Origin of the sequence: Mycolicibacterium novocastrense (assembly GCF_001570485.1) — a bacterium.
In the GTDB taxonomy this organism is placed as follows: domain Bacteria; phylum Actinomycetota; class Actinomycetes; order Mycobacteriales; family Mycobacteriaceae; genus Mycobacterium; species Mycobacterium novocastrense.
Genome location: NZ_BCTA01000028.1, coordinates 1 through 25,560 on the forward strand (window position 1 = coordinate 1; position 25,560 = coordinate 25,560).

Below are 25,560 nucleotides of genomic sequence, written 5' to 3' on the forward strand. Positions count from 1 at the left end.
GCCACCACCGACACCAGCACCGGACCACAACTACACGCCCACTGGACATGGGCACCCTCAACACTGACCCCCGAACACATCCACCGACTCAACCAACTCTGGTTCCAAGCCCTCACCGGCATCTGCACCCACGTCCACGCAGGCGGCGGCGGCCTCACCCCCTCCGACATCGCACCGGCCCGGTTGACCCAGTACCAGATCGACGACCTCGCACAGCGCTACGACATCGCCGACATCCTGCCGCTGACGCCGTTACAGCAGGGATTGTTCTTCCACGCCGTCGCCACACATGGTGGCGGCGACGATGTTTACGCGATGCAGCTGGACATCACGCTGAGTGGTCGGCTGGACGACCATCGGTTACGCGAGGCGATGCACACCGTGGTCAAACGCCACCCTCATCTGGCGGCCCGCTTCTGGGCGCAGTCCGGGGAGCCGGTGCAGATCATCCCCGCCGATCCCGTCATGGCCTGGCGCCACGTCGATTTGGCGGCAGCGCAAACCGCTCGTCATGAGCATACGGAGCAGATCGAGCAGATCTGCGCCGAGGAACGCGCTGCGGTTGGCGACCTGGCGCATCCGCCCGCCGTTCGTGCCGCTTTGATCCGCACCGCACACGATCGGCACCGTTTGGTGCTGACGTACCACCACATCGTGATGGACGGCTGGTCGCTGCCGATCCTTCTCGGCGAAGTGTTCGCCGCCTATCACGGGCAGTGGCTCGGCGCACCGGGGTCGTATCGCAGGTACGTCACCTGGTTGGCCGAGCGGGATCGCGACGCTGCGCGCGCGGCGTGGCTCGAGGTGTTCACCGGGTTTGACACCCCCACATTGGTCGGCTCGCCCGACCGGTCCAGGCTCGGGCCCCGCGCCGTCGAAACCTTCCAGATACCGGCCGAAATCACCCGCGACATCAGCGAATTGGCACGGTCCCACCACACCACCACCAACATCGTGCTGCAAGCCGCATGGGCCCAACTACTGATGTGGCTCACCGGCCAGAACGATGTCGCCTTCGGCACGGTGGTCTCGGGTCGCCCCGTCGAACTGCCAGGTGCGGAGTCGATGGTGGGCCTGCTGATCAACAGCGTTCCGGTGCGGGCCCCCATCACCGCGCAGGCCTCCATCACGGACCTGATCGAGCACATGCACGGCGCCCACAAGGACACACTCGAACATCAGCACTTGGCGCTACCCGAGATCCACCGGATCGCCGGTCACGACCAGCTTTTCGACACAGTGTTCGTGTACGAGAACTACCCCATCGACACTGCAGCCCTCTCCGATGCCGACGGGTTGGCCGTCACCGAGTTCGCCAGCCGCGAATACAACCACTACCCACTGACGGTGCAAGCCAGCCCCGGTCCTCGACTGGGCCTTCGCTTCGAATTCGACACAGACGTCTTCGATCGCGAACGTATCCAGGCGTTGATCCAGCGTTTCCAGCGGGTGATGGTTGCGATGACGACCGATCCGCGCCAGTGTGTTTCGTCGGTGGACGTACTCGACGATGTCGAGCACACCCGATTGGATCAGATCGGCCATCGCGCGGTGTTGACTCAGCCGCCGGCGACGCACGTGTCGATCCCGGCGGCATTCGCTGTGCAGGTGGCGAAAACGCCCGAGGAGGTGGCAGTCACTTTCGAGGGCTGCTCACTGACTTATCGCGAACTCGATGAAGCAGCCAACCGGCTAGCGCACCTGCTCGTCGATCAGGGTGCGGGCCCAGGCGAATGTGTGGCGCTGCTGCTCTCTCGTTCCCTGCAAGCGGTCACCGCGATTGCGGCGGTGCTCAAAACGGGGGCCGCCTATCTCCCGATCGACCCGGCGCTGCCGGCGGCCCGCATCGGTTTCATGCTCGCCGATGCGCGGCCGGTCGCCGCGATCACCAGCGCCGGGCTCGCCGACCGGCTGGGCGAGTACGACGTCACGGTCATCGATGTCGACGCTCCTCACCTCGAAACCTATCCGGCAACGAATCTGCCGACACCGAACGCCGACGATGTCGCCTACCTGATGTACACCTCCGGGACGACCGGTGCACCCAAGGGGGTGGCCATCACCCATCACAATCTGACCCAGTTGCTGAGGTCGCTGGACCAGTGGCTTGCGCCCGAACAGGTGTGGTCACAATGGCATTCGCTGGCCTTCGATGTATCGGCGTGGGAGATGTGGGGTGCTCTGCTACGTGGTGGGCGGCTCGTCGTGGTGCCCGAGTCGGTGAGCCGCTCACCCGAGGACCTGCGCGCCCTACTCGTGGCCGAAGACGTCAGCGTGCTGCTCCTGACGCCGTCGGCGGTCGCGATGATGTCGCCGCGGGGGCTCGACGGGGTGACGTTGGTGGCCGCCAGCGAGGTCTGCCCCGCCGAGGTGGTGGATCGGTGGGCGTCCGGGCGGGTGATGGTCCACTCGTACGGTCCCACCGAGACGACCGTGTATACGTCCATGAGCGCGCCGCTGGCGGTGGGGTCGGGAGTGCCGCCGATCGGCTCGCCGGTGGGGGGATCGGCGTTTTTCGTCCTGGACGGGTGGCTGCGGCCGGTGCCGGTCGGGTCCGTCGGGGAACTGTATGTGGCCGGTGCCGGAGTGGGCTGCGGGTATTGGCGCCGGGCCGGTTTGACCGCCTCACGGTTCGTGGCATGCCCGTTCGTCGGCGACGGGGCACCCGGCCAACGGATGTATCGCACGGGAGATCTCGTGCGATGGCGCACGGACGGGCAACTACAGTTCGTGGGACGTATCGACGAGCAGGTCAAGATCCGCGGTTACCGCATCGAACTCGGTGAGGTGCGGGCCGCGTTGGCCGCGCTGGAGGGTGTCGAGCAGGCGGTCGTGACCGTCCGGGAAGACCGCCCCGGTGACCGACGCCTCGTCGGCTACGTCATCGAGACTGCGACGGGCTCAGTGGACCTGCCCGGGGCGCGCAGCGCGCTCGCGAAACGGCTACCGCCCTACATGGTGCCGGCCGCCGTCGTCGCGGTGACGACGCTGCCTCTGACGGTCAACGGCAAACTCGACCAACGCGCGTTGCCTGCACCGCAGTACACCGCCGGCGGGTATCGCGCGCCGACCGGTCCGATGGAGGAGACGTTGGCCGGTATCTACGCCGGCATTCTGGGGCTGGACCGGGTCGGCGTCGACGACTCGTTCTTCGACCTCGGGGGTGACTCGCTTTCCGCGATGCGCCTGATCGCCAGTGTGAACACGGCATTCGATGCCGACCTTCCGGTGCCCGTCCTCTTCGACGCTCCGTCTGTAAGCGGCTTGTGCGCCCAACTCGACAGGCACAAGACCGACCAGAAGACCGGTGTCAGAGCGCTGTATACAGCCATACACGGCCGTGATTGCACCGAGGTCCGCGCCGCGGATCTCAAGCTCGCCAGTTTCATCGATACCGCAACCCTGACCGCGGCGCCGACGCTGCCGGGCCCCCGCGCCGACGCCAGGACAGTGCTGCTCACCGGCGCCACCGGATTCCTCGGGCGTTACCTGACCTTGCAGTGGCTGGAGCGGATGGCGGCGATCGACGGCACGCTGATCTGTCTTGTGCGAGGCGAATCCGACGCCGACGCGCGGGCCCGTCTGGAGAAGACCTTCGACAGCGGTGATCCCGTTCTGCTGCAACACTTCCAGTCGTTGGCCACCGACCACCTGGAGGTCATCGCCGGCGACAAGAGCGAGGCCCGCCTCGGACTGGACGACGAGCTCTGGGAGTGTCTCGCCGAGACCGTCGACCGAATCGTCGATCCCGCGGCTCTGGTCAACGGGGTTCTGCCCTACAGCGAGCTGTTCGGGCCCAACGTGGTGGGTACCGCCGAGCTGATTCGATTCGCCCTCACCACCAGACTCAAGTCCTACAGTTTCGTCTCGACCGCCGATGTGAGAACGCAGATCGATCCCTCAGTCTTCACCGAGGATGCCGACATCCGCCTCATCAGCCCCACCCGTGTCATCGATGGCAGCTACGGAAACGGCTACGCCACAAGCAAATGGGCGGGTGAGGTGCTGCTGAGCGAAGCCCACGATCTGTGCGGGCTGCCGGTCGGGGTGTTCCGGTGTGACGTCATCTTGGCCGAGCCCACTTACGGGGGTCAGCTCAACGTGTCGGACACGGTCACCCGGATGGTGCTGAGCCTGGTCGCCACCGGCATCGCACCCGGCTCGTTCTTTCCGCTCGACGCGGAGGGTAAGCGTCAACGTGCCCACTTCGACGCGTTGCCAGTGGATTTCGTCGCCAAGGCGATCGTGTCGCTGGGTGCCCCGCTCATCGACGGATTCGAGACCTATCACGTGATGAACCCGCACGATGACGGCATCGGACCCGACGAGTACGTCGACTGGCTGATCGAGGCCGGTTACCCGATCCAGCGCATCGGTGACTTCACGGAGTGGGTGAGGCGGTTCGAAACCGCACTCAGTGAGCTGCCGGATCAGCAGCGGGAGCACTCGGTACTGAACATGTTGCGGTCGCGTCCGTCGGATCAGTTCGAGCTGCCCGAACCGACCCGCGGGGCTTTCGCACCCACTGACCGGTTTCGTGCCGCGGTACAGGCGGCGGAGTTCTCGCTCCACGAGGGCATCGCGGACATTCCGCACATCTCGGCGCCGATCATCACCAAATACGTCACCGACTTGCAGCGGCTCGGACTGCTTTAGCCCCAGGAGGACCACATGCGTCGACTCGCCCTTTCGATCTACTGGGGGTTCTTGACGGCCGTCCACTCCGTCACCCTGGTCCGGCAGAAGGATGCCGCGGCCTACTACACGATGCTCGGCGACGACGTCATCGACTTCATGAGTGGGGGATACGCCGACAGCTCCAAGCCGTTGTGGCTCAACCTCGGCTACTGGAAATCCGCACGCACCTATCCCGACGCCTGTGTCGCGATGGTCGAACTATTGGGCGCGCGTGCGGGACTGCGGCCTGGCGACAGCGTCCTCGACGTCGGCGCGGGGTTCGGTGAGCAGGACTTCGTTCTGCTCGATCGTTTCGACGTCTCTCATATCACCAGCATCGACATCACGCCTGTCCACGTCGACAAAGGCACAGAAGCCGTCGCCAAGCGTGGACTCGAGGACCGGATCGACATTCGCCTCGGCTCCGCTACCGCAATGGAATTCGCCGACGAATCGTTCGACAAGGTGGTGGCCCTGGAATCCGCGTTTCACTTCGACACCCGCGATGAGTTCCTGCGGGAGGCGTTGCGAGTCCTCAAACCGGGAGGCGCCATCGCGCTCACCGACATGCTCCCGATGCCGGGCCAGAAATCCAGCCGATCGACCAGATTCGGCCGTAAGTGCGGACATTATCCCGAGGCCAATTTTTATGACCGTGAGGAGTATCCGCGGCGGTTGGCGGCCGCGGGCTTCGACGATGTGCTCGTGGAGTCGATCAGGGGAGACGTGTACCCCGCGATGGCGGAATATGCGCGCCAGCGAATCGAGGAGAGGAAGGGCATGCGTGAGGTGGTCGTCGAAGTGTCAGAGGACGACCGCGCGCAGTGCCGTGGCGTGCAGATGTGGGAGCGGGGACTCGGGATCGCCGATTACGTGGTCGTCTCGGCCCGCAAGCCCCCGGGGTAGGCGCCGTGGCGCGCGGGAGGCGAGGCGCCGAAATCGGCGGCATGCACCTCGATCGGATTGCCGTGCGGTGTGCGCCTTGCCGCGTGTCGCCACGCATCACGCCAGCGTTCGGTCTCGCCGGGGTCGATTCCCCTGCGCGTCAGCAGGTCTTCGAGGGCATCCAGCCAATGGTGGTAATAGGAGCCGTCGAGGCCGGAAAGGCCGTCTGGGCAACCGCTTTCGATGCGGGCGGCCAGTGCCTCGCTCCACTCGGTCCAGCTGTACAAACCACGTTCATGCAGTAGGACCACGATCGCGAAAGCCCTCGCCTGCCAGGGCTCAGCGAATACCCGCTCGTCGATGCCTGTGGTTTCCGATGGCCATTCGTTGGTGGTCACCCTGCCTCCAGATACGGTTCCCACGCGTCGATGGACACCGTCAAAGTGGGCTCGGCGTCCGGCCACAACTCTGTACCGCAGAACACCACGCCGTAGAGCCACCGCGGTTGTTCGCCCTGACCACTCGCGTTCGTGTCGGCGAACACGTGCACCCCGTGCACCTGCTCGATCACACCACTCTTGCCCCGCGCATACCCGGGGAGCCTGGTGTGATGGGGAGCCGCCGCGGCCGTCGTGCGCACGCGCTGGCCGACTGCGAACCGCGGACCGCTCGTTGCGAACCGCTCGGTGGGCGCCCCGCGCGCCTGCACCGTTCGCACGTCGCCCGCACGCAGAATGCGGGGCAACGCAGGCGGCGCATTCATGGATCGGCCGCTGGCCAATTCATCGGGTGAGATGAGGTCGCGTTCCCGGAGCTGATTGACCAACGCTGCGAACCACACCTCGTAATAGCTGCGTTGCGCGTAGTCCGGCAGTGTCTCCCTCGCAGCGCGTGTCATGTCGAGGTTCCACACTCCGGCGGCACCCATTGACAGTTGTAGTGCGAACACCCGCGGCTCCCAGGCCGCCCGCCACATCTCGCGTCCCGACCCGACCTCGATGGGACCGTGCCGAAGTCGGCCACCGATATCGGCATGGTTGACGTACTCCTCAGGCACGCGACACCGATCCCGGTTGGCGGGCCAGACCTGTGCCGATCATCGAATCGCGAGTCACCAAGGCGGCGAGATGATCTTCGTCCAGGTCCTCACTTCCGGCCGGTCGCATCGGCACCACGAGATAACGCACTTCGGCGGTCGAATCCCATACCCGGATCTGCGTCTGCAGCGGCAGGGTCACCCCGAACTCGGCAAGCACGCCGCGGGGGTCGCGCACCGCACGTGACCGGTACGGCGCGCTCTTGTACCAGGTGGGGGGAAGCCCCAACACCGCCCACGGGTAGCAACTGCACAGCGTGCAGACGACCAGGTTGTGGTGTGCAGGCGTGTTCTCCACGGCGACCATGTGTTCGCTCTGCCGTCCCATGTAACCCAGCCACGCGATCGCGGCAGTGGCGTCGCTCAGCAGCCAGTCGCGATAGGTCGGATCGATCCAGGCACGGGCCACCACGCGAGCACCGTTGCGAGGGCCGATGCGTGTTTCGTAGGTCTCGATGAGTTCGTCGAGTGCGGCAGGTTCGACGTACCCTTTCTCAACCAGGACGCTTTGCAGTGCCCGCACCCGAAGGTCCATGTCACCGATCTCGCTGTGACCGGCGTCGGCACCCGTGTCGTCGGCGCGCAACGGCATGCTCAGTCGATCAGCCGAGGTGTATTCGAGATCGAAGCCTCGGCCCGCTCGCTGCAATGGTCTCGCGGTGACGAGCGCTGCGCAGAAGCATCGTGCGGTAGGTATTCGCGGACGTGCAGGCCTTTCTCGCCATCGAGGCGAATCTCCGATTCAGCACGGGGTAGGCCGTCGCCCGGGACCGCCGCGGCCGACCTCGCCGCAGCTGCTTTGCGGTACTCCCACTGCTCGCGATCTCGAATATAAAGGGGTGAAACGGCTTTGAATCCCTCGAGGTCGAATCCTCCTGTGCGAAGGGTGAACCGCACCTCTCCGCTGACGGCTCGAGCACTCACTTCGAGGAAGGACTGCAAGGCCTGACGGAGGCCGCGGAACCATCGACCCTCGACGGCTTCCACGATCAGGGCCTCGCCGGCGGAGCGGATCCAGCGCAGCGTGTCCACTTCGACTGTCGCTGAGGCCAGTTGTGCGAATCCCTCGAGGACGAGCGCCGCCGCAGGGGCCTCGCGGACCTCGAGTACCTTCTCGCCGCTTTCCAGATGCTCCAGACTGCAGAACCGCCCGATACCGTACTGGCCGACGCTCGTGTTGAGGTTCGAAATCGATTCGACGGCGTTGGTGACCGGTTGGCCATCCACTGCCACGAGGCGCCCGCGCTCAAAGCCCAGCGATATCATGCGGCTCGGCGCGTCCGATACCACAGACCATTGGTACAGATGTCGATCGACTTCGAATTCTTCGGGGTCGTCGAGGGTTCCGCTTTCGAACTCCCGGCACCACAGGTTGGTGTCAGTGCTCAAGAACCGGTCGGCAAACCCGCCGACACCGAACGTCTCCTGAAGCTCCACGCGCTTGAAGTCGCGCGACAACGCGTCGAGTTCGTAGGGCGATCCGAAGTGACCTTCGAAACCCAGATCTGAGATCGCGCCGTTGAGCCTTCGTAGGCTGTTCTGCGACTGGTTGGCTGTGTGCAGCAGGCACCTGGCGCCGACCGATCGCGCGAACTCCACGCCGACTCTGGCGATCAACGGTCGCGACAGAGATGCACTGACCGGATGTTGACCGAGATATCTGCCGCCGGCGAGAATCGCCGGCTGTACGAACTCTTCGACGAATTCGTGTCTGCAATCGAGACGAGTGATTCGCACATCGAACTTGTCGGCGATGCACGAAAAACGTCCGATATCGAAGTCGTCGCCGAGATCGACCGACAGTGCAAAAACGCGCGTGTCGAGTTTGGCCAGCTGGGCCAACAGGTAAGCGCTGTCCAGTCCACCACCGCACAATGTCACGATGGTGTCATTGCGGTGGCACACCGCCTCGATATCCGAGAAGGACCGGATCTTCCTCTTCTGTGTGCCGTCAGATCCCATGATTCGAACCCCGATCACGCGGGCGATGGGATCCACTGCTGGAACCGCATTGCCGATCGTTCGGCCGAGGCATACTCAACGGCGCACCCGGCAAGTCAGCAGGCGCGAATCCGGCGCAGCTTTCGCGTCCTCCCGACCGGGTCAGGCTAACACCGCCAGCAGGGAACATGCCCGGAAACGGACACCGTCGGTGGCTGGATGAAGCCGATCGAATGGGAAGGCGGTGTTTCAGCATCCCGGCTCGCGCACAGGATATTTCGAACGCAAACTATTCGGGAGGATGCCCGTGCCGACGCTGCAGTGAATTCGCGCCGGGGAGGGGGTTTGCCCTTCGATGTTGGGCCATTCGACGTTGAACGACGGGCGAGTCGTTCATGATGATCGACATGGGCGCGCCAACCGCCGATATCGAGAACATGCCCAGGGGCGGGCCGGATGCCTCGTGGCTGGACCGGCGACTGCAGACCGACCGGTTGGAGTATTTGGACCGCAACGACGTCGATGATCTCAAGCGGAAGGTCATCGAAGCGCTGGACCGCAGAGGGCGGCGACGGTACGTCGGTACGTACAAGATGTGCGCTCGATCGGCGCTTCGAGAAGTTGCCGAGATCCCGGCACCCAAGATCCTCGAGCTCGGGTGCGGCCTCGGCGGGCTGTCACGGCAATTGCTCCGGGATCACCCCGGTGCTCACGTGACAGTCACCGACATCGACCCTGCGTTCGTGGCGATCGCCGCCGCCGACCTCGGTAGCCATCCGCGTGCCACGGTGCGCGAGATGGATGCGACCGCTATCGACGCCCCGGACGGGTCCTACGACCTTGCCGTGTTTGCGTTGTCGTTGCATCACCTGCCGCCCGAACAGGCCGCTCGGGTGTTCGCAGAAGGCACCCGGGCCGCCACGAAGATGCTGATCATCGACCTCCGCAGGTGGCGATCCCCGATCCATGTCGCGGTGCTGTCGCCGGCGCTACCCCTCACCGCGCTGAATCCGTTGGCACACGATGGGGTGATCAGTTCGCTTCGTTCTTACAGCCCGTCGGCGCTGCGTGCGATCGCCCGCTATGCCGACCCCGCAATCACCCTCGAGTTCCGCAGCGGCCCCTTCGGCACGACGACCGTCGTGGCCAGTCGGGCCCGCCGGGCTGGCTGAGAAGCCCCCCTTCCGATCCCTACTGCACCGGGCGCAGAACCACCACCCCAGGAACGGTCCGTACGTAATCGAACAGCGGGGTGTCGACGACCTTGTCGTCACCCGGAAGCGATGAGGCGTTGCGGAATACCGGTCCGTGCGGGGTGTCCACGTACACGCCGACGTGCGTGACGTCGAGGCCGCCGTCTTCGGCATACGCTCCGATGTAGTCCCCGGTTCGCAGTCCGCCCACCACGGCGTCGTCGAACTGCGCGCTCGGTATGTAGGACACCGTCCGGGGCACGACCGGCAAACCGGGCAGGTACACGCCGCCGGAGTCCTTCTGGTTCAAGTTCTTCTGAACATGAATCACGTTGGCGCTCAAGCTGGCAGTGATATCGGTCGCGACCGCCGGCGTCGCCGCCGCCCATTCGGTGAAGAAGTGTTTCCGGTTCGCGAAGTCCACGACGCCGTCCTTGTAGCGGACCTCGCGCAGCGCGGCGATGAACTCCTCGCGGCTGCCCGCCCGCTTCAAAGCCTCGACGTAGTCCGCATAGGTGAAGCAGTCGACCTTCGACAGTTCGACCACCAGCTGCTCGGGCTCATCCGCGGATCCGACGAGAGTGTGTGCGCCATAAGGGGTTCCGAGAAATGCGCGTGAGATGACCTCAGCGCGTTCCGGGGGTGCGGCACCGTTTCTGACCGCCAGCAGCCGCTCGAGGATTTGCGTGTTCTGCTCTGAGACCTGTACGTCGGGGGCCGGCTTCTCCGTTGAGGCAAGGTAATTCACGGCCAGGATGGGAGTCGCCTCGGCGTAGCCCACCGGCAGCAACACGTCGCCGGCGGTGGACAGGTAGTAGACCTCCCACCGGTGATAGGTGTCGAAGCCGGCAGGGTCGGCGGCCATGACCGCTGCGTAGTCGTGGATCGCCCGCACGTAGTTGTTCGAGTTGTTGTAGCGGTACAGCGCGTAGTCGGGGTCTCGTGTGAAACCGTTGGCAGACAGGTAACGTCCCGCCGCCATGATGCTGTCACGAGGCGAGTGGATATCCCCGCCTGCGCCGAAGGCGGCGAATGTCGAGGGCATGAACTGCATCGGTCCTTGCGCACCGGCCGTGCTCACCCCTGCGACGCGTCCGAAGGCGGTCTCGACGAGATTGATCGCCGCCAGATACTGCCAGGGCACACCGAACTCGGATTCCGCCTCGCGGTAGTGGCTCATCAGCTCGTCCACCGGCGTGGGCGCAACGATCCGCCACGCGGGCAGCGTGTCCTTCGGCCGGCTCATCACGCCGAGTTCACGTCGCGCGTGGACATTGTGGTCGTAGATCGTCACCAGCTCCGGCGGAATCCGCGGACGCACGATCGGGTCCCAGTCGGGGTGTCGTCCGATGGCTCGGTACGCCAGCTGCTGGCGCTGCGCCGCCGCGTTCGTCAGCGCCTCGCTCGACGACGGATCCCGCAGCGCTCGTTCGTCGGCGACCAGATCATCGGCGATGCGCAGTGGATCCGAGGCCAACTCTCGGCGAGGCGGCTCGGCTGCGGGTGGCGGGGCCGCGGCAGCGGGCGCCGCTGACGTCGCGGGAGGTGCTTCCTGCTTCCCTGAATCCGAGCACCCGATGACGACGAACAAGATCATCCCGACGCTCGCGGCCGCCGCGATCCTGGCGGCGTCGCGGCGCCGTGTACCGGCATTCATTGCCGTCGGAGTCTAGCGCCGCCGCCCAACCCGCCGGTGGATCACGCTTGCTTGGGCTCGGGGCAGAGGTACAGCCGAGCCCCGGCCACGATGAAGTTCGACAGCGTTTCGTCCTTCGTCGCGATGTCCAACTTCTCGGCCACCGCGGTCGAGTCGGCGCCGCGCGCGAACTGCGCGCACGCGTCCCGGGCGAGGGTGGTCAGTGTGGTGCAGTCGCCCGTGTATCCCACCGAGGTGATGCTGCGGCAGAGGTCGTCCTCGGGCGATGCGGCAGCGTGCGGTGCCGCCATCATCAGGCCCACCACTGCCATCGAAAGCGCTGTGAGCGCGCGCGTAGTCATGTCACGTCCTTCCTAGCGCTCGACTACCCGATTTGGCTCCCGGCACGCAGGATCGCACGCAGATCGAGATTGCGGCGTTATCAAGACCGGGATAGCTGGTGTCACCGGCGTGGTGACAGACTCTCGACATGGCGTGGGATTTCAGCACCGAACCGGAATTTCAGTCCAAGCTCGACTGGGTCAGGCAGTTCTGTGAAGAGAAGGTCGAGCCTCTCGACCACGTCTTCCCGTACGCGGTGCGCTCACCCGATCCGGCGGTCAAGGCTTACGTCCGCGAGCTCCAGCAGGAGGTCAAGGACCAGGGTCTGTGGGCGATCTTCCTCGACAAGGACCTCGGCGGCCCCGGCTTCGGACAGCTCAAGCTCGGCCTGCTCAACGAGGTCATCGGTCGTTATGCCGGCGCCCCCCACATGTTCGGCGCGTCGGCACCGGACACGGGCAACATGGAGATGCTCGCCGCGTACGGCACCGAGGAACAAAAGGAGCGGTGGCTCAAACCGCTGCTCAACCAGGACATGTTCTCGGCCTACTCGATGACCGAACCGCAGGGCGGCAGCGACCCCAACCTCTTCAAGACCCACGCCGTGCGCGACGGCGACGAATGGGTGATCAACGGCGAGAAGTGGTTCACCTCGGCCGGTCGCGTCGCCGACATCCTGTTCGTGATGTGCACCAACGGGATGTTCGTCGTCCCGCGCAACACGCCGGGCGTGGAGATCATGCCCGAGCCGCGCAACCACAACCACATCAAGTACCGCGACGTTCGGGTGCCGCTCGATCATCTGCTGGGCCCGGAGAACGGCGCAAAAGTGTTGGCGCAGAGGCGTCTTGGCGGCGGTCGCATCCATCACGCGATGCGCACGATCGCGCAGTGCAACCTGGCGTTCGACATGATGTGCGAGCGCGCACTGAGCCGCGAATCGCACGGCAAGGTCATCTCCGAACACCAGATGGTGCAGGAGAAGATCGCCGAGTCCTACGCGATGATCAAGATGCTGCGCCTGTTCGTCCTCGAGACGGCGTGGAAGATCGACAACACCTCGACGCAGGAGGCCCGCACCGAGATCGCCGCGGTGAAGTTCACGATGGCCAAGGTCCTGCGGGAGGTGTCGTTCAACGCGCTGCACATCCTCGGATCACTCGGCACCACCGACCTCACCCCGATCCAGGCGATGTACGCCGCGGCTCCGACGATGGGTATCGCCGACGGCGTCGACGAGGTGCACAAGGCGACCGTCGCGCGCCGCGTGCTGCGCGACTACGAACCCCACGAAGGCGATTTCCCGACCGAGTTCCTGCCCTACAAGCGCGAGCAGGCGCGCCAGAAGATGCAACCCGTCCTCGACGCGCGCCCTGAGCTTGCGGCCGCCGCCGAGGCGTATCAGAAATATCTGTCGCGGCGCCGCTGACCGCGGGTGCTCGCCTAGGGTGAAGGCATGCGGTTCGCCATCGCCCTGCTCGGAGTGATCGTCGCGTTATTCGGCCTGCTGTTCACCCTCCAGGGTTTCGGCGTGGTCGGCGGCAGCCCGATGAGCAACACCACCACCTGGTCGATCCTCGGCCCGATCATCGCGCTGATCGGCATCGCACTGGCCGTCGGCGGACTCCGCCGCAAGCCCTGACGGTCACGCGGGTTTGCGGAACACCGTTTCGATGAGCAGTCGCCGACACCACAGCCGGTAAGCCTCGACACTCCAGCCGTCGCGGTGGGTGACCCGCCGAAACGTCTCGACGCTGCCCAGCACTGCCGCCGTCTCGAGTAGTTCTTCGAACGGGACATCGGTGCGGAGCCAGCCGCGGTCCCCGAAGCGCTCGAGGATCCGTCCGATCTGCCTGGTGACGCTGGCGATGAGTTCGCCGAGGTAACGGTCCAACTCGGGGTCGGCGTTCGCGCCGCCGATGAGTGCGGTCGCGAGTTCGGCCGCTCGTTCATGCACATCCATCTGTGCGGCGATGACGGCGTCGACCGCCTCGTCGAAATCCTCGGTCTCGACGATCCTGCGGCCGACGTCGAGATTGAGGATGTTGTCCTCGCCGGCTACGCCGAACGCCGCGTACTCGATGGCGGCGATCAGCAACGCAGCTTTGGGTCCCTGCGACTGCACGGTCTCCGTGGAGACCCCGGCGTCCGACGCAATCTTGGCCAATGTCGTGCGCGCGTACCCCTGCGCGGCGAACAGTTTCGCAGCGGCCGCCACGATTCGCTCCCTGGTCGCCTGCGCCTGTTGCCTGCGCAATTCGGAACGATACGAGCGACTGCGGGATATTGACTTGGGTGACACAGTAATGAATACTAGCTCACTGGATCGAATTTTCCGATGGGCGGGGGCCCGCAATGGCATCGATCATCATCGCCGGCTTTCCGGCGCAGGGACACGTCACGCCGCTTCTGACGCTGGCCAGGAATTTCGTTGAACGGGGTGACGACGTTCGCTTCATCACCGGCTCCGGCTTCGCTGAGAAGGTGCGCGCTACCGGAGCTCGATTCGTCGCACTGCCCGCCGAGGCGGACATCGACGAGCGGCCCCTTTCGGAGCAGTTCCCGGAGCGCGCGCGACTCAAGGGGGTCCGCGCCATCGCCTTCGACGTCGAGCATGTCTTCGCCCGGCCGGCCAAAGGTCAGTACGAGTCGTTGACCGCCACGCTGGCCGACCAAGCCGCCGACGTCGTGTTCGCCGATCCCGCCTTCGTCGGCGTCGCCCTTCTTCTCGGGCTTCCGCGTTCGGCGCGCCCCGCGGTGGTGATGTGCTGTGTGATCCCGCTCTGCATCGAGAGCCGCGACATCGCGCCGTTCGGGTTGGGGCTGCCGCCCGCGCGTTACCTGAACCGGGGCCGCAACGCCGCGCTGGCGGTTGTGCACCGGCGAATCCTCAAGGGCGCCAACGGAGTGGTCAACGACCTGCATCGCGAAGTGCACGGAACGGATATGCCGGTCAGGTACCCGAACTGGGGCCGGAGGGCCGACGCGCTCATTCACTTCACGGTGCCGTCCTTTGAATATCCGATCACCGACGCGCCCCCGACGCTGCGCTTCGCAGGGCCGCTGTCGGCCACGGGTTCACAGGCGGCGCTGCCGACGTGGTGGTCCGACCTGGACGGGACCCGGCGGGTCGTGCACGTCACGCAGGGCACGGTCGCCAATACCGATTACGACCAGCCGATAGGCCCGACGTTGCGGGCGCTCGCCGATGAGGACGTTCTTGTCGTGGTGGCCACGGGTGGGCGCCCCGTCGACACCCTTCCGCCACTGCCCGCCAACGCGCGCGCCGCCGAGTACCTGCCGTACGACGAATTACTCCCGCGCACCGCGGTTTTCGTCACCAACGGCGGTTACGGCGGCGTGCAGTACGCGTTGCGCTACGGCGTGCCGGTCGTCGCCACCGGCGGCAAGGAAGACAAGCCCGAGGTGGGTGCCCGGGTGCAATGGTCTGGTGTCGGGCGGCGGATCAGAAGCGAACGGCCGACCCCGCGCGCGCTGCGCCGGGAGATCCTGCGCGTGCTCGACGAGCCGCGATACCGAGATGCCAGTGCACGCATCGCGGCCGACATGGCCGCCTCCCCGGGCTTTGCCGAAGTGGCGGCGGTCGTCGATGATCTGGTGTCTCGGCAGGCCCCGCATTCCGGGCACCTAAGCCCTCCTGTGGCGCCCACTTCCTGAGGTTCGCCGAGCATGCCCGAGCCACTCGGGCAGGCGATGGACAGCGTTCGCTGAAAGCGCACGGGCGGGAGCCTGTGCCTGTAACGCCCGCGCCGACCCAGCGATGTTTCTTGTGAGGTCGAAGCGTCGGGGGAGTGCCTCGGGGTGCTCGCTTCCGTCTCAGCGACGAACCGTTGTCGCATGGCGTTCACGCGCCAAACCAGGCAGAGAAGGGAGTGGAGGCACGATGGGTGCTCCGCTGGATGATTTTCGCAGGGATGTCCGGAGACGAGGTATCGCCGTTGTCGCGTCGGGAGCCGTGATCTCCCTGACCGCGCTGACGGCCGGGCTCGCGCCTGCGGTCGCGCAGCCGGATTCCGACGACGTCGTGACGACGGTCGCGCCGGAACCCAGGGTCAGCGCTCCGGAGCCGGAGGTGACCGTCGAGCAGCCGACCTCGGCTCCGCAGCCGCAAGCACCGGCCACCCAGGTCGCACCTCAGACGCAAGCGCCGCAGACGCAGGCGCCGCAGACGCAAGCGCCGCAGACGCAGGTGCCGGCCGTCGAGCCGGAGCCGGCCGTCGAGCCGGAGCCCGCCATCGAGCCGGAGCCCGCGCCCCGGACCGTGGCCCCGCCGAAGACCAGCACGGCGGTCCAGACGGCAGAGCCGTCGACTCCGAGCGCCCCGCCGCCGTCGACTCCCGCCGAGCGGACCCCCGCGACCTCGGCTGCGCCGAGCACCACCGGCGCTGCTCCGGCGACCAAGCCCGAAACCAGCGAACCGGCCGAACCGGCCGAACCGGGCCAGTCCACCGCGTCGTCCGCAGCGGTCGCGCCGGCTTCGGATACCGAATCGCCGACATCGAGCGCCAAGACCGCGGCGGAGACCACCGCCGACGAGGAGAGCAGTTCGGAATCCGACACCCCGACCGTGTCGATCGAGAACGCCGCCAAGGAGATCGAGACGCTGGCGCCCGAAACCCTCGAAGCGCCCGCCGAGGACGTTCAACTCGCACGCAACGCGAAGCCGGTCTTCGAACCGGAGCCTGCGCCCGCGCCCGAGCAGGACGTGGCCGCGTTCAAGCAGTCGGTCGACATGACTCTCGGCCTGAACGGCGCCGAGGCCAGCGCGAGCGCGAAGGTCGAGTTCGAGGCCAAGCGTGACCGCGACTTCGAGCTGGTCAGCAACGTGCGTCAGTGGCGACCCGAGTGGATCGAGTACGACGAGTTCTACCGCCCGGTCCTGATGAACCCGTTCCGGGCACCGGTGCGCATCGTCTACGTCTACGACATGCGCCCACGCATCGCCTACATCCCCCCGCTGTCCCGCCTGGTGCTCGAAGCGGCCCAGTTCGCCGCCTACAGCTTCACCGCGGCGGTGCTCAGCCCGGTGGTGGCGGCCGCCAACGTCGCGCAGGCGGTGTCCAACATCGCGGTCGGCACCTTCCTCGGCGGCGGCTACTTCCCCGGCGCCGGCCTGCCGTTGCCGCCGCCTCCGCCGCCCGTCCTGCGCTACGACAACGTGCCGGTGTTGGTGAACTACTCCAACGCCCGTTACGAGCCGTTCCGCGTGCGTCAGATCGTCGACGTCGGTGAGGACCGGGTCTACGGCGGGCACAAGGTGCTGCTCGACGGCGCGACCCCGGTGTGGGGCGAATGGACCCAAACCGCAAGCGGTGAGCGCCAATTCGAGGTCCGCAAGACCCAGCAGTTCCCGGGCCTGAGCGAACCCGCCGAGGCCCCCCTGCCCGGCGACTACCGGTTGCGGCTGGCTGCCGACGAGGCGTCGACCGGCGGTCTGACCGGCCGCGACATCTTCCTGATGGTGTCCGCGGGTGTGATCGGCACGCTCGGGTTCGGTGCCATCGGCCTGGCGTTCTTCCTCGGCCGTCGGCGGCCCGAACACTGAGGGGCCACCCGCGCACCGGAAAGGTCGTCGCCGCCATTACGCCGCCGTCAACAAGGGTGCATGATGGTGCGATGCCCGAGGTTCGCGTGGGTCCGCTGCTTCGTCACGTCGGCAAAACCGACGCGACCGTGTGGGTCGAGACGGACAAGGCGTGCGTCGTCGAGGTCCTGGGCAGCCACGCGGACACCTTCGAGGTCGAAGGTCACCATTTCGCGATCGTCTGCGTGACCGACCTCGACCCCGAGAGCGAGCACCCCTATGAAGTGCACCTCGACGGGGAAAAGGCCTGGCCGCCAAAGGGATATGAGTATCCGCAACCGCGGATCAGGTTGATGCCGCGGGACGGCTCGCTGCGGCTGCTGTTCGGGTCCTGCCGCGCGTCGGCCCCGCATCACCCGCCCTACACCTATCAGCACTGGTGGCACCCCAAGGGCAAGGGCATCGACGTGCTGCGCACCTACGGGATGCGGATGCTGCGCCAGCCGTCGGCGCTGTGGCCCGACGCCCTGCTGATGATGGGTGACCAGCTCTACGCCGACCAGGTGAACGACACCATCAAAGATCTGGTCGCCGACCGCGAGGTCCACGCCAACGGCCCGGTCGAGGTGCTCGAGGACTTCGAGGAGTACTGCATCGGCTACTGGGACGCCTGGTGCGATCCCGTCGTGCGGTGGATGCTCTCGACCATTCCGACGTCGATGATGTTCGACGACCACGAGATCAACGACAAGTGGAACACCTCGCAGGCCTGGCTCGACGAGAAGCGACAGACCGACTGGTACCAGACCCGGATCATCGGCGGGCTGATGGCGTACTGGATCTACCAGCACCTCGGCAACATGTCGCCCGACGAACTGGCCAAGGACCAGACGTTCCAGCGCGTCACCGAGACCAGGCAGGGTTCGGAACCGATTCGCGAACTCGCTGAGATAGCCGAAAAGGACGACGGCACATCCCATTTCAGCATGTGTCGCGATCTCGGTGCGGCGCGGCTGATCGTCGCCGACGCCCGCACCGGCCGCCAGCTCAAACCCGGACAGCGCCGGATCACCACCGACGAGGAATGGGACTGGATCACCGCCAACGCCGACGGGAACTATCAGCACCTGCTGTTCGCCAGCTCGCTGCCGATCCTGCTGCCCTACGGAATGCACCACATCGAAGCGTGGTCGGAGGCCGTCGGCGACGGCGCCTGGGGACGATGGCTCACCGGGCTCGGGGAGAAGGTCCGCATCACGGCCAACCTCGACCACTGGGCCTGCTTCCAGGAAAGTTTCCGGCGCTTCGAGGATCTGCTCATCGATGTGGCGAGCGGACGGCGAGGTCCCGCCCCCGACTCGGTGGTGCTGTTCGGTGGCGACGTACACCACTGCTGGGTGTCCGAGGTCGAGGTGCCCGACGAGGCGACCAAGCTGGGCACCAAGGTCTGGCAGGTGGTGTGTTCGGGACTGCGCAAAGAGCCGTCCGCGGTCGAACGAGTCGTCCTGCGGCTCGGCCACACCGGCTTCGTCGAGGCCGTCGGCAAGGCGCTGGTGAAGACCACGAAAGTGCCCAAGGCGCGGCTCCGATGGCGGCCCGTATCCGAGCCGCATTTCCGCAATCAGGTCGGGACGCTGGAGATCGCGGGCGGGGAGATGGGCGTACGGATCGAGAAGGTCACCGGCGGCTGGCGCAAACCGCACCTGACCACCGTCATCGAGCACAAGTTGCTCTGAAACCGCCTCAGCCGGCGCCCTTGCCGTTGTCGACACGGTAGACCGCACCGTGGATCGCCGCAGCGTCGTCGCTGGCGAGGAACGCGATGGTCTTGGCGACGTCGACGGTGTCCATGAACCCGCGCGGCGAGGCGATGCGCATGATGAGGTCCCAGTCGGCGTTGTCGGGCGCGGAGAACTCGGTGGTCTGCGCGGTCGGCATCCCACCGGGGCAGACCGCGTTCACGCGGACCTTCTCCTTCGTGTACTCGACGGCCAGCGCGCGCGTCAGCCCCACGAGACCATGTTTGGCGGCGCAGTATCCGGCCGAGTACACCTCGCCTTCCACACCCGCGATCGACGAGACGTTGACGATGTTGCCGCCGCTCTCCACAAGGTGCGGCAGCGCGGCGCGACAGAGGTAGAACGGCCCGTACAGGTTCACCGCCAGGTCGCGCTCCCACTCGTCGTCGGTGACCGCGGTGGTGTGCCGCATCTGGTGAAAGCCCGCCACATTCACCAGGACGTCGAGACGGCCGAATTCCTCCACGCACCGGGCGACGGCCTCACTGCACGCCGCCGAGAACGTCACGTCCACCGGCGCGAAGCGACCCCCGGGCACGGCCTCGAACACCTCCGCCATCCGCTCGCCGTCGCGGGCGATGCCGAAGACCGTCGCACCCCGTTCCGCGAACAGTTGCGCGACAGCGGCGCCCAAACCCGCCGAGGCACCCGTCACCAATGCGACCTTGCCGCTCAGTTGCGTCATGGCATGACCTTCTCACGCTGCGGCGAGGGGAGTGGGGGCACCTGCCCGCGGGGCCCTACGGGGCCCAGACGCGTGGGCGTTCCGGGGGTACGGCGGCCAACAGCGCGCGGGTGTAGTCGTCGCGGGGTGAGGCGAACAATTCGGCGGCCGGCCGGTACTCGACCGCAATACCGTCGCGCATCACCAGCACGTCGTGGCTGACCTGCTGGACGATCGCGAGGTCGTGGGCGATGAACAGGTAGGTCAGTCCCAGGTCGCGTTGTAGCCGGGCCAGCAGGTCGAGAACCTTGGCCTGTACCGAAACATCCAGGGCCGCAGTCGCTTCGTCGAGGATCAGCAACTCGGGCTCGCCGGCCAGCGCGCGGGCGATACTCACCCGCTGACGTTCACCACCCGACAACTCGTGCGGGTAGCGCGACGCGAACGACGTTGGCAGGCCGACGAGGTCGAGCAGTTCGCCCACCCGGGCCGCGCGGGCACGCCGACCCTTTGCGAGCCGGTGCACGATCAGCGGTTCGGCGATCGCCGCGCCGACCCGGGCGCGCGGGTTCACCGACGAGAACGGGTCCTGGAACACCAGGCCGATCCGCCTGCGCAACGCCTTCTCCGCCGACCCGCGCACCCCGAACACGTCGGCGTCGGAGAGTGTCGCGGTGCCCGCGTCGGGCCGCACCAGGCCGGTGAGTGCGGACGCCACGGTCGACTTACCCGAACCCGATTCGCCGACCAGGCCCAGGGTGGTGCCCCGGCGGATCTGGAACGACAGATCCTTGACGGCGTGCACGGTCGACTTGCCGACCGGCGTGCTGACCTCGAACCGCACGTCGAGACCGTCGACATTTAACAGCACCGGCGCATCGGGCACCGGCGGTGGGCCTGGACGCCCGATGAGCGGTCGCGCGGCGAGCAGTTCTCGGGTGTACTCGTGGCGAGGCCGGTCGAAAACGTCGGTGACCGAGGCCTGCTCGACCGCTTCGCCGCCGCGCAGCACCGTCACGTCCTGGGCCACCTGGCCGATCACGCCGAGGTCGTGGCTGATCCACACCACCGCGGTGCCGAAGTCGCGCTGCAGTTCGGCGACCAGGTCGACGATCTGCGCCTGAGTGGTCACATCGAGGGCGGTTGTCGGTTCGTCGGCGATCAGCAGCGCGGGGTCGCATGCCATCGCGATCGCGATCATGACGCGCTGCTTCTGCCCGCCGGACAGCTGATGCGGATAGGCGCGCAATCGCGATTCTGGGTCCGGCAGCCCGACCGCCTCGAGCAGTTCGAGCGCCCGGCCGCGCGCCTGCTGTCGGGTCATCCGCCGGTGCGCCTCCAGCGATTCGGTGATCTGCCGCTCCAGCGTCAACAGCGGGTTCAGCGATGTGCCCGGGTCCTGGAACACGAACCCGATCCGGCCGCCGTGCACGCTGCGCAACACCCGGTTCGAGGCGCCGATGAGCTGGGTGCTTCCGGATTCGGTTGTCAGCGTGCTGGTTCCGGCAACCCGCGCACCCGGCGCGTCGAGCAGGCCCGTCGCGGCCAGCACGGTCATCGACTTGCCCGAACCGGATTCGCCCACGATTCCCAGTGTCTGTCCCCGGTGCACGTCGAACGACACCCCGTGCACGATCCCGCGGCTGCCGATGCTGACCCGCAGGTCGCGCACGCTCATCACCGGATCGCTCACTGCGACATCCCTTTCCGGCGGGTTTCGGCGAGCGTGCGCTGCCGGGGATCGAGGACGTCGCGCAGACCGTCGCCGAGCAGGTTGAATGCGAGCACCGTGACGAAGATGGCCGCACCGGGGAACACCGCCATCCACCAGGCCATCGTCACGAAACCCTGCGAGTCGAAGATCATCCGGCCCAGCGACGGCTGCGGCGGCTGAATACCCAACCCCAGGAAAGACAATGCAGCTTCGGACAGAATGGCGAAGGCCAGCGACAGCGACGTCTGCACCACCAGCGGTCCGGCGATGTTGGGCAGGATGTGGCGGCCCAGGATGTACAGATGCCCGGTGCCCATGCTGCGCGACACGGACACGAACGGTTCGACGCGCACGCTCATGGTGCTGGCGCGCGCCACCCGCGCGAAGATCGGCGTGTACACGATGCCGATCGCCAGGATCGTCGTCGTCACACCGGGGCCGAGGATCGCCACCACGGCGAGGGCCAGCAGCAGCACCGGAAACGCGAACATCACGTCGACCACGCGCATGAACACGGTGTCGAGCCAGCCGCCGCGATAGCCCGCCAGCACGCCGACCGTCACACCGACCACCACGGCGAACGTCACGCTGACCACGGCCACGCGCATCGATGCCTGCGTCGCCACCAGCACCCGCGACAACACGTCACGGCCCAGTTCGTCGGTGCCGAACCAGTGCGCCCCGCCGGGCGGTTGCAGGGCATTCGGCACGTCGACGTCGTTGATCCCGTACGGCGCAATCCAATTGGCGGTGACGGCGACGAATGCGATCAGCAGGAGCAGGACGGCGCTGACCATCGTGACCGGGTTGCCCATGAGCAGACGCAACGACGACACCCTGCCGCTCGACCCGGCGGGAGCTGTCATGACAACCTGATCCTCGGGTCGACGACGGCGTAGAGCACGTCCACGATCAGGTTGATCAACAGGAACAGCGCCGCGATCAACAGCACCGTGCCCTGAATGACCGCATAGTCTCGCCCCGCCACCGCGTTGTAGACGAGCCGGCCCAGACCCGGCCAGGCGAACACCACCTCGACGACGATCACCCCGGACAGGATCGTGGCCAACTGGATGCCGGTGATGGTCAGTATCGGGATCAACGCGTTGCGCACGGTGTGGCGCAGTGTGACCACCCGCGGCGCAAGCCCTTTCGAGCGCGCGGTACGCACATAACCCATCGCGGCGACCTCGAGCACCGCCGAGCGCACGTAGCGCGTCAAGATCGCGCCCGCCACCAGGCCGACGGTGAGCGCGGGCAGGATCAGATGGCGCAACCATCCCACGGGGTCGTCGAACAGCGGCCGGTAGCCCGAGGTGGGCAGCCAGTGCAGCGTCGAGGCGAACAGCGCGATGAGCAGTATGCCCATCCAGAAGTCGGGGACCGACACCCCGAACTGGCTGCCCACCCGCACGAGCGCGTCGCTGACCCGGCCCTCGCGCAGCGCCGACCAGATCCCCGCCGGAATGGCGATCAGCAGCGCGATGACGATTCCGGCCGCCGCCAGTGACACTGTGGCGGGCAGTCTTTCGAGCAGAATCACCGTCACCGGGTCTCCGTTGCGAAAGCTGACCCCGAGATCGCCGGTCAGCGCGTTGCCGATGTAGGACAGGAATTGCTCGACGATCGGTTTGTCCAGGCCGCTGGCCGACCGCAACGCCTCGTAGGCCTGCGGTGTGTAGCGGGTTCCCAGCGCGATGCGCACCGGATCGCCGGGCACCAGATGCACCAGCGCGAAACTCACGATCAGCACGCCGAGCAACACCACCGCCGAATACGCCAACCGGCGCGCCAAGAACCGCGCGATCGGGTGAGTGAGCAAGCCGGTCATGAGGTTTCGCTTCCGGCCAGGCTCGCCGTGCGGAAGCGCACGGCACCGTCGCGGCGGGCTTCGTAGCCCGACAGATTTCTCACCCACGCCTGGATCACCGACGGGTTGTACAGGTAGATGTAGCTCACCTCGTCGGCGATGATCGTTGCGGCCCGCCGATACAGCTCCAAACGTGCCTGCCGGTCCGTCTCGACGCGCCCCGCGTCGAGCAGGCGGTCGACCTCGGGGTTGGAGAACTTCTGGGCGTTGCTCGTCCCGTTCGTATGGTGCTGGGCGTAGTAGAAGTCGTCGGGGTCGATGTTGCCGAGCCAGCCCATCATCAGCATGTCGAAGTTGCCGGAGTTCTGCTCGTCGAGCCAGGTGGCGAAGTCGACGGTGCGGATGTTGACCGTGATGCCCAGCGGCGCAAGGTTATCCGCGATCACCTGCGCTGCGGTCACAGCCTCGGGATATTCGCTGGTGACCAGCATGTCGAGATCGACATCGCCGACCCCCGCCTCGTCGAGAAGCCGTCGGGCGGTGTCGGTGTCGTAGCGGTAGCGGTCGTAGGCGGTGTACCACGGGTTGCCTTCGGGGATGGCGAGCTGGTTGGCGGCCGCGGTGCCGTAGCTGGTGGCCGCGACGATGGCGGCGCGGTCGATGCCGAAGGCGACGGCCCGGCGTGCCCGCGCGTCGTTCCACGGCTCGTGCGCCTCGTTGAGCGCGAGATACCAGTAGTCGTTGCTGGCGGTCACCTCCAGATGCAGTGAGTCGTCGTCACGAAGCTGCGCCACCCGCTGCGTCGGGACGGAGTCGGTCCAGTCGACCTCACCGGCCTGCAGCGCCGACAGCGCGGTCGAGGGTTCGGAGATGAACCGGAACGTCACACCGCCCACCTTCGGGGCGCCGCGCCAATACGCCTTGTTCGCGGTCAAGATGATGGAGTCGCCGCTCTTCTGCGACCGGAAGGCGAACGGTCCGGTGCCCACCGGGTGAGTGGCGATCTGACCGCTTTCGACGTTGCGGCGCGAGACGATCGCCATGCCCTTGAACCCGCCGATGTTGGTCAGCAGGTTGGGCGTCGGATGTTCGACCTGGATCACCACGGTCATCGGGTCGACGGCGCGCACGTCGGTGACGGCGCTGAACTTATCGACGTTGGCCAACTGCTCGTCGATGATGCGCCGATACGAGAACACGACGTCCTCGGCGGTGAACGGGCTGCCGTCGTGAAACGTCACGCCCGGCCGCAGATGGAACGTCCACGCCAGCTGGTCCGGGCTGACCTCCCACGATTCGGCGAGGGCGGGCCGCATCTCCAGGTCGGCATCCGGTTCGACGAGCGTGTCGAAGACGTTCTCGAGCACCTCGAAGGAGAAGTACGCGCTGGTCTTGTGCGGGTCCAGTTGGTCGGGTTCACCGGCGATGGCGGCGACCAGGTTGTTCGACGAATCCCCGAGATCCACGCCCTGACCGGTGGAGCACCCGGCCAGCACCGTCACGACCGCGGTGACGACCACGGTGGCCAGTACTTCCACCAGTCGTTTCATGCCTCTACCCCTCCGGCGATGACCGCCGAAACCCGGAGCCGGGGAAAGGGGTGACGACGCCGCGTGCACACTGAGATACTCGACACCACGGTAGACGGCTGAAGGGGTACGAGGTGACCAAGACGATCGCGCGGACGTTGGGCGTCGTGGCGTTCGCGCTCGGGCTGACATTCAGTGCCGTGGGGACGGCGGCCGGCCAGGGCGACGTGAAATCTCCCGATACCCCCGAAGGGGTCTACACGGTCAGGATCGCCGGCCAGGCCGAGACGACCTGGGAGATCTTCCCGATCTGCGTGCCGACGGTGGGCGACCTTCGCGAGCCGCTGATCCTGCCGGTCGGGTGCAGGCTCAAGGTCACGCCGGCGGGCCGCGGTGGCGCCGAGGCCGACATGGTCGGCGGCGAGTGGACATTCAAGGCGAACACGTTCGACTCGATCCGCAACTGCCCGGACGGCAGCACCGCGCTGCAGAAGGAGATCTACTCCTTCAACGGGGCCACTCTCACCGGGCGCGCCAGGATCATCCACGGTGCGGTGTGCGGCGAGCAGCCCGGGATGGTCGAGCTGCCGCTGACGCTGACGTTCAAGGAACCGCTGTCGATTCCCGTCACGCCGTACCCGCTGATCTGCGAACCCGGCGGTCTGCGGCTCTGCTACTAGGTGCCTGGTAACCCGTCGATCGGCGGAGCGGCCGGGCGCGGGCTCGGCC

Annotated in this window: 21 protein-coding genes and 1 pseudogene; 9 read left to right on the forward strand and 13 right to left on the reverse strand. The window is 66.6% G+C overall.

Annotated features, from left to right (window positions below; genetic code table 11):
- Both RMCN_RS10615 and RMCN_RS10620 read left to right on the forward strand, forming a co-directional pair.
- The coding region (locus RMCN_RS10615) for a non-ribosomal peptide synthetase (protein ID WP_131808545.1) at window positions 1-4,656 on the forward strand (4,656 nt) is incomplete at its 5' end.
- Between the two features lie 15 nt (window positions 4,657-4,671).
- Entirely contained in the window at window positions 4,672-5,583 is a 912-nt protein-coding gene (locus RMCN_RS10620; RefSeq protein WP_067388987.1) for an SAM-dependent methyltransferase, read from the forward strand.
- On the opposite strand, the gene RMCN_RS10625 is transcribed toward RMCN_RS10620, so the two are convergent.
- The 4 genes from RMCN_RS10625 to RMCN_RS10640 are packed head-to-tail and all read right to left on the reverse strand — an operon-like array spanning window position 5,547 to window position 8,620.
- A complete protein-coding gene (locus tag RMCN_RS10625; RefSeq protein ID WP_067388989.1) occupies window positions 5,547-5,960 on the reverse strand; it encodes a nitrile hydratase accessory protein in 414 nt (137 codons plus the stop codon). The genes RMCN_RS10620 and RMCN_RS10625 overlap by 37 nt on opposite strands.
- Window positions 5,957-6,619 (reverse strand): nitrile hydratase subunit beta, encoded by a 663-nt coding sequence (gene nthB / locus RMCN_RS10630; RefSeq protein WP_067388991.1) that lies wholly within the window; start codon window positions 6,617-6,619, stop codon window positions 5,957-5,959. Before nthB ends, RMCN_RS10625 begins: the two co-directional genes overlap by 4 nt.
- On the reverse strand, window positions 6,612-7,250 hold the full coding sequence (gene nthA / locus RMCN_RS10635) for a nitrile hydratase subunit alpha (RefSeq protein ID WP_067388994.1): 639 nt from the start codon (window positions 7,248-7,250) through the stop codon (window positions 6,612-6,614). The genes nthB and nthA overlap by 8 nt, the downstream gene beginning before the upstream one ends.
- Before the next feature lie 2 nt (window positions 7,251-7,252).
- Entirely contained in the window at window positions 7,253-8,620 is a 1,368-nt protein-coding gene (locus RMCN_RS10640) for an argininosuccinate synthase-related protein (RefSeq protein WP_084377370.1), read from the reverse strand.
- A gap of 374 nt (window positions 8,621-8,994) precedes the next feature.
- Between RMCN_RS10640 and RMCN_RS10645 the strand changes: the two genes are divergently transcribed.
- Window positions 8,995-9,771 (forward strand): class I SAM-dependent methyltransferase, encoded by a 777-nt coding sequence (locus RMCN_RS10645; RefSeq protein WP_110765808.1) that lies wholly within the window; start codon window positions 8,995-8,997, stop codon window positions 9,769-9,771.
- A 19-nt stretch (window positions 9,772-9,790) separates the two neighbouring features.
- On the opposite strand, the gene RMCN_RS31450 is transcribed toward RMCN_RS10645, so the two are convergent.
- The 3 genes and pseudogenes from RMCN_RS31450 to RMCN_RS10655 all read right to left on the reverse strand — a co-directional run bounded on the left by RMCN_RS31450 (window position 9,791) and on the right by RMCN_RS10655 (window position 11,790).
- Window positions 9,791-10,540 carry a DUF1460 domain-containing protein gene (locus RMCN_RS31450; protein WP_234787639.1) on the reverse strand — a complete coding sequence of 250 codons (750 nt, stop codon included), beginning with the start codon at window positions 10,538-10,540 and terminating at the stop codon, window positions 9,791-9,793.
- Window positions 10,523-11,449: pseudogene (locus tag RMCN_RS31455) on the reverse strand (transglycosylase SLT domain-containing protein); the annotation flags it as partial. The gene RMCN_RS31450 and the pseudogene RMCN_RS31455, both read right to left, overlap by 18 nt.
- Before the next feature lie 41 nt (window positions 11,450-11,490).
- The gene (locus tag RMCN_RS10655) at window positions 11,491-11,790 is read right to left on the reverse strand and encodes a DUF732 domain-containing protein (protein ID WP_064414722.1); all 300 of its coding nucleotides are present in this window, start codon (window positions 11,788-11,790) and stop codon (window positions 11,491-11,493) included.
- 128 nt (window positions 11,791-11,918) lie between these two features.
- Between RMCN_RS10655 and RMCN_RS10660 the strand changes: the two genes are divergently transcribed.
- Together RMCN_RS10660 and RMCN_RS10665 are read left to right on the forward strand one after the other, a co-directional pair.
- Window positions 11,919-13,199, forward strand: coding sequence for an acyl-CoA dehydrogenase family protein (locus RMCN_RS10660; protein WP_067389000.1), 1,281 nt, complete (start codon window positions 11,919-11,921; stop codon window positions 13,197-13,199).
- 27 nt (window positions 13,200-13,226) lie between these two features.
- Window positions 13,227-13,412, forward strand: coding sequence for a hypothetical protein (locus tag RMCN_RS10665; protein ID WP_067389001.1), 186 nt, complete (start codon window positions 13,227-13,229; stop codon window positions 13,410-13,412).
- Between the two features lie 3 nt (window positions 13,413-13,415).
- Here the strand turns inward: RMCN_RS10665 and RMCN_RS10670 are convergent, their stop codons facing one another.
- The gene (locus RMCN_RS10670) at window positions 13,416-13,988 is read right to left on the reverse strand and encodes a TetR/AcrR family transcriptional regulator (protein WP_165604433.1); all 573 of its coding nucleotides are present in this window, start codon (window positions 13,986-13,988) and stop codon (window positions 13,416-13,418) included.
- 137 nt (window positions 13,989-14,125) lie between these two features.
- Between RMCN_RS10670 and RMCN_RS10675 the strand changes: the two genes are divergently transcribed.
- The 3 genes from RMCN_RS10675 (at window position 14,126) to RMCN_RS10685 (ending at window position 19,051) form a co-directional block, all read left to right on the forward strand.
- Window positions 14,126-15,448 (forward strand): glycosyltransferase, encoded by a 1,323-nt coding sequence (locus RMCN_RS10675; protein ID WP_067389004.1) that lies wholly within the window; start codon window positions 14,126-14,128, stop codon window positions 15,446-15,448.
- Window positions 15,449-15,674: 226 nt separating this feature from the next.
- Window positions 15,675-17,336 (forward strand): hypothetical protein, encoded by a 1,662-nt coding sequence (locus tag RMCN_RS10680; protein WP_067389005.1) that lies wholly within the window; start codon window positions 15,675-15,677, stop codon window positions 17,334-17,336.
- Between the two features lie 71 nt (window positions 17,337-17,407).
- Window positions 17,408-19,051, forward strand: a complete 1,644-nt coding sequence (locus tag RMCN_RS10685) for a DUF7800 domain-containing protein (protein ID WP_067389007.1) — start codon at window positions 17,408-17,410, stop codon at window positions 19,049-19,051.
- Between the two features lie 7 nt (window positions 19,052-19,058).
- Here RMCN_RS10685 and RMCN_RS10690 read toward each other — a convergent pair whose 3' ends face one another.
- The 5 genes from RMCN_RS10690 to RMCN_RS10710 are packed head-to-tail and all read right to left on the reverse strand — an operon-like array spanning window position 19,059 to window position 24,852.
- Window positions 19,059-19,799, reverse strand: a complete 741-nt coding sequence (locus RMCN_RS10690) for an SDR family NAD(P)-dependent oxidoreductase (protein WP_067389010.1) — start codon at window positions 19,797-19,799, stop codon at window positions 19,059-19,061.
- Window positions 19,800-19,854: 55 nt separating this feature from the next.
- A complete protein-coding gene (locus tag RMCN_RS10695) occupies window positions 19,855-21,456 on the reverse strand; it encodes a dipeptide ABC transporter ATP-binding protein (RefSeq protein ID WP_067389454.1) in 1,602 nt (533 codons plus the stop codon).
- 11 nt (window positions 21,457-21,467) lie between these two features.
- Entirely contained in the window at window positions 21,468-22,358 is an 891-nt protein-coding gene (locus RMCN_RS10700) for an ABC transporter permease (RefSeq protein WP_067389012.1), read from the reverse strand.
- The gene (locus RMCN_RS10705) at window positions 22,355-23,323 is read right to left on the reverse strand and encodes an ABC transporter permease (protein ID WP_067389014.1); all 969 of its coding nucleotides are present in this window, start codon (window positions 23,321-23,323) and stop codon (window positions 22,355-22,357) included. The genes RMCN_RS10700 and RMCN_RS10705 overlap by 4 nt, the downstream gene beginning before the upstream one ends.
- Entirely contained in the window at window positions 23,320-24,852 is a 1,533-nt protein-coding gene (locus RMCN_RS10710) for an ABC transporter substrate-binding protein (RefSeq protein WP_067389016.1), read from the reverse strand. Before RMCN_RS10710 ends, RMCN_RS10705 begins: the two co-directional genes overlap by 4 nt.
- A gap of 113 nt (window positions 24,853-24,965) precedes the next feature.
- On the opposite strand from RMCN_RS10710, the gene RMCN_RS10715 reads away from it, so the two are divergent.
- Window positions 24,966-25,511 carry a hypothetical protein gene (locus RMCN_RS10715; protein ID WP_064414733.1) on the forward strand — a complete coding sequence of 182 codons (546 nt, stop codon included), beginning with the start codon at window positions 24,966-24,968 and terminating at the stop codon, window positions 25,509-25,511.
- The last annotated feature ends 49 nt before the right edge of the window (window positions 25,512-25,560 follow it).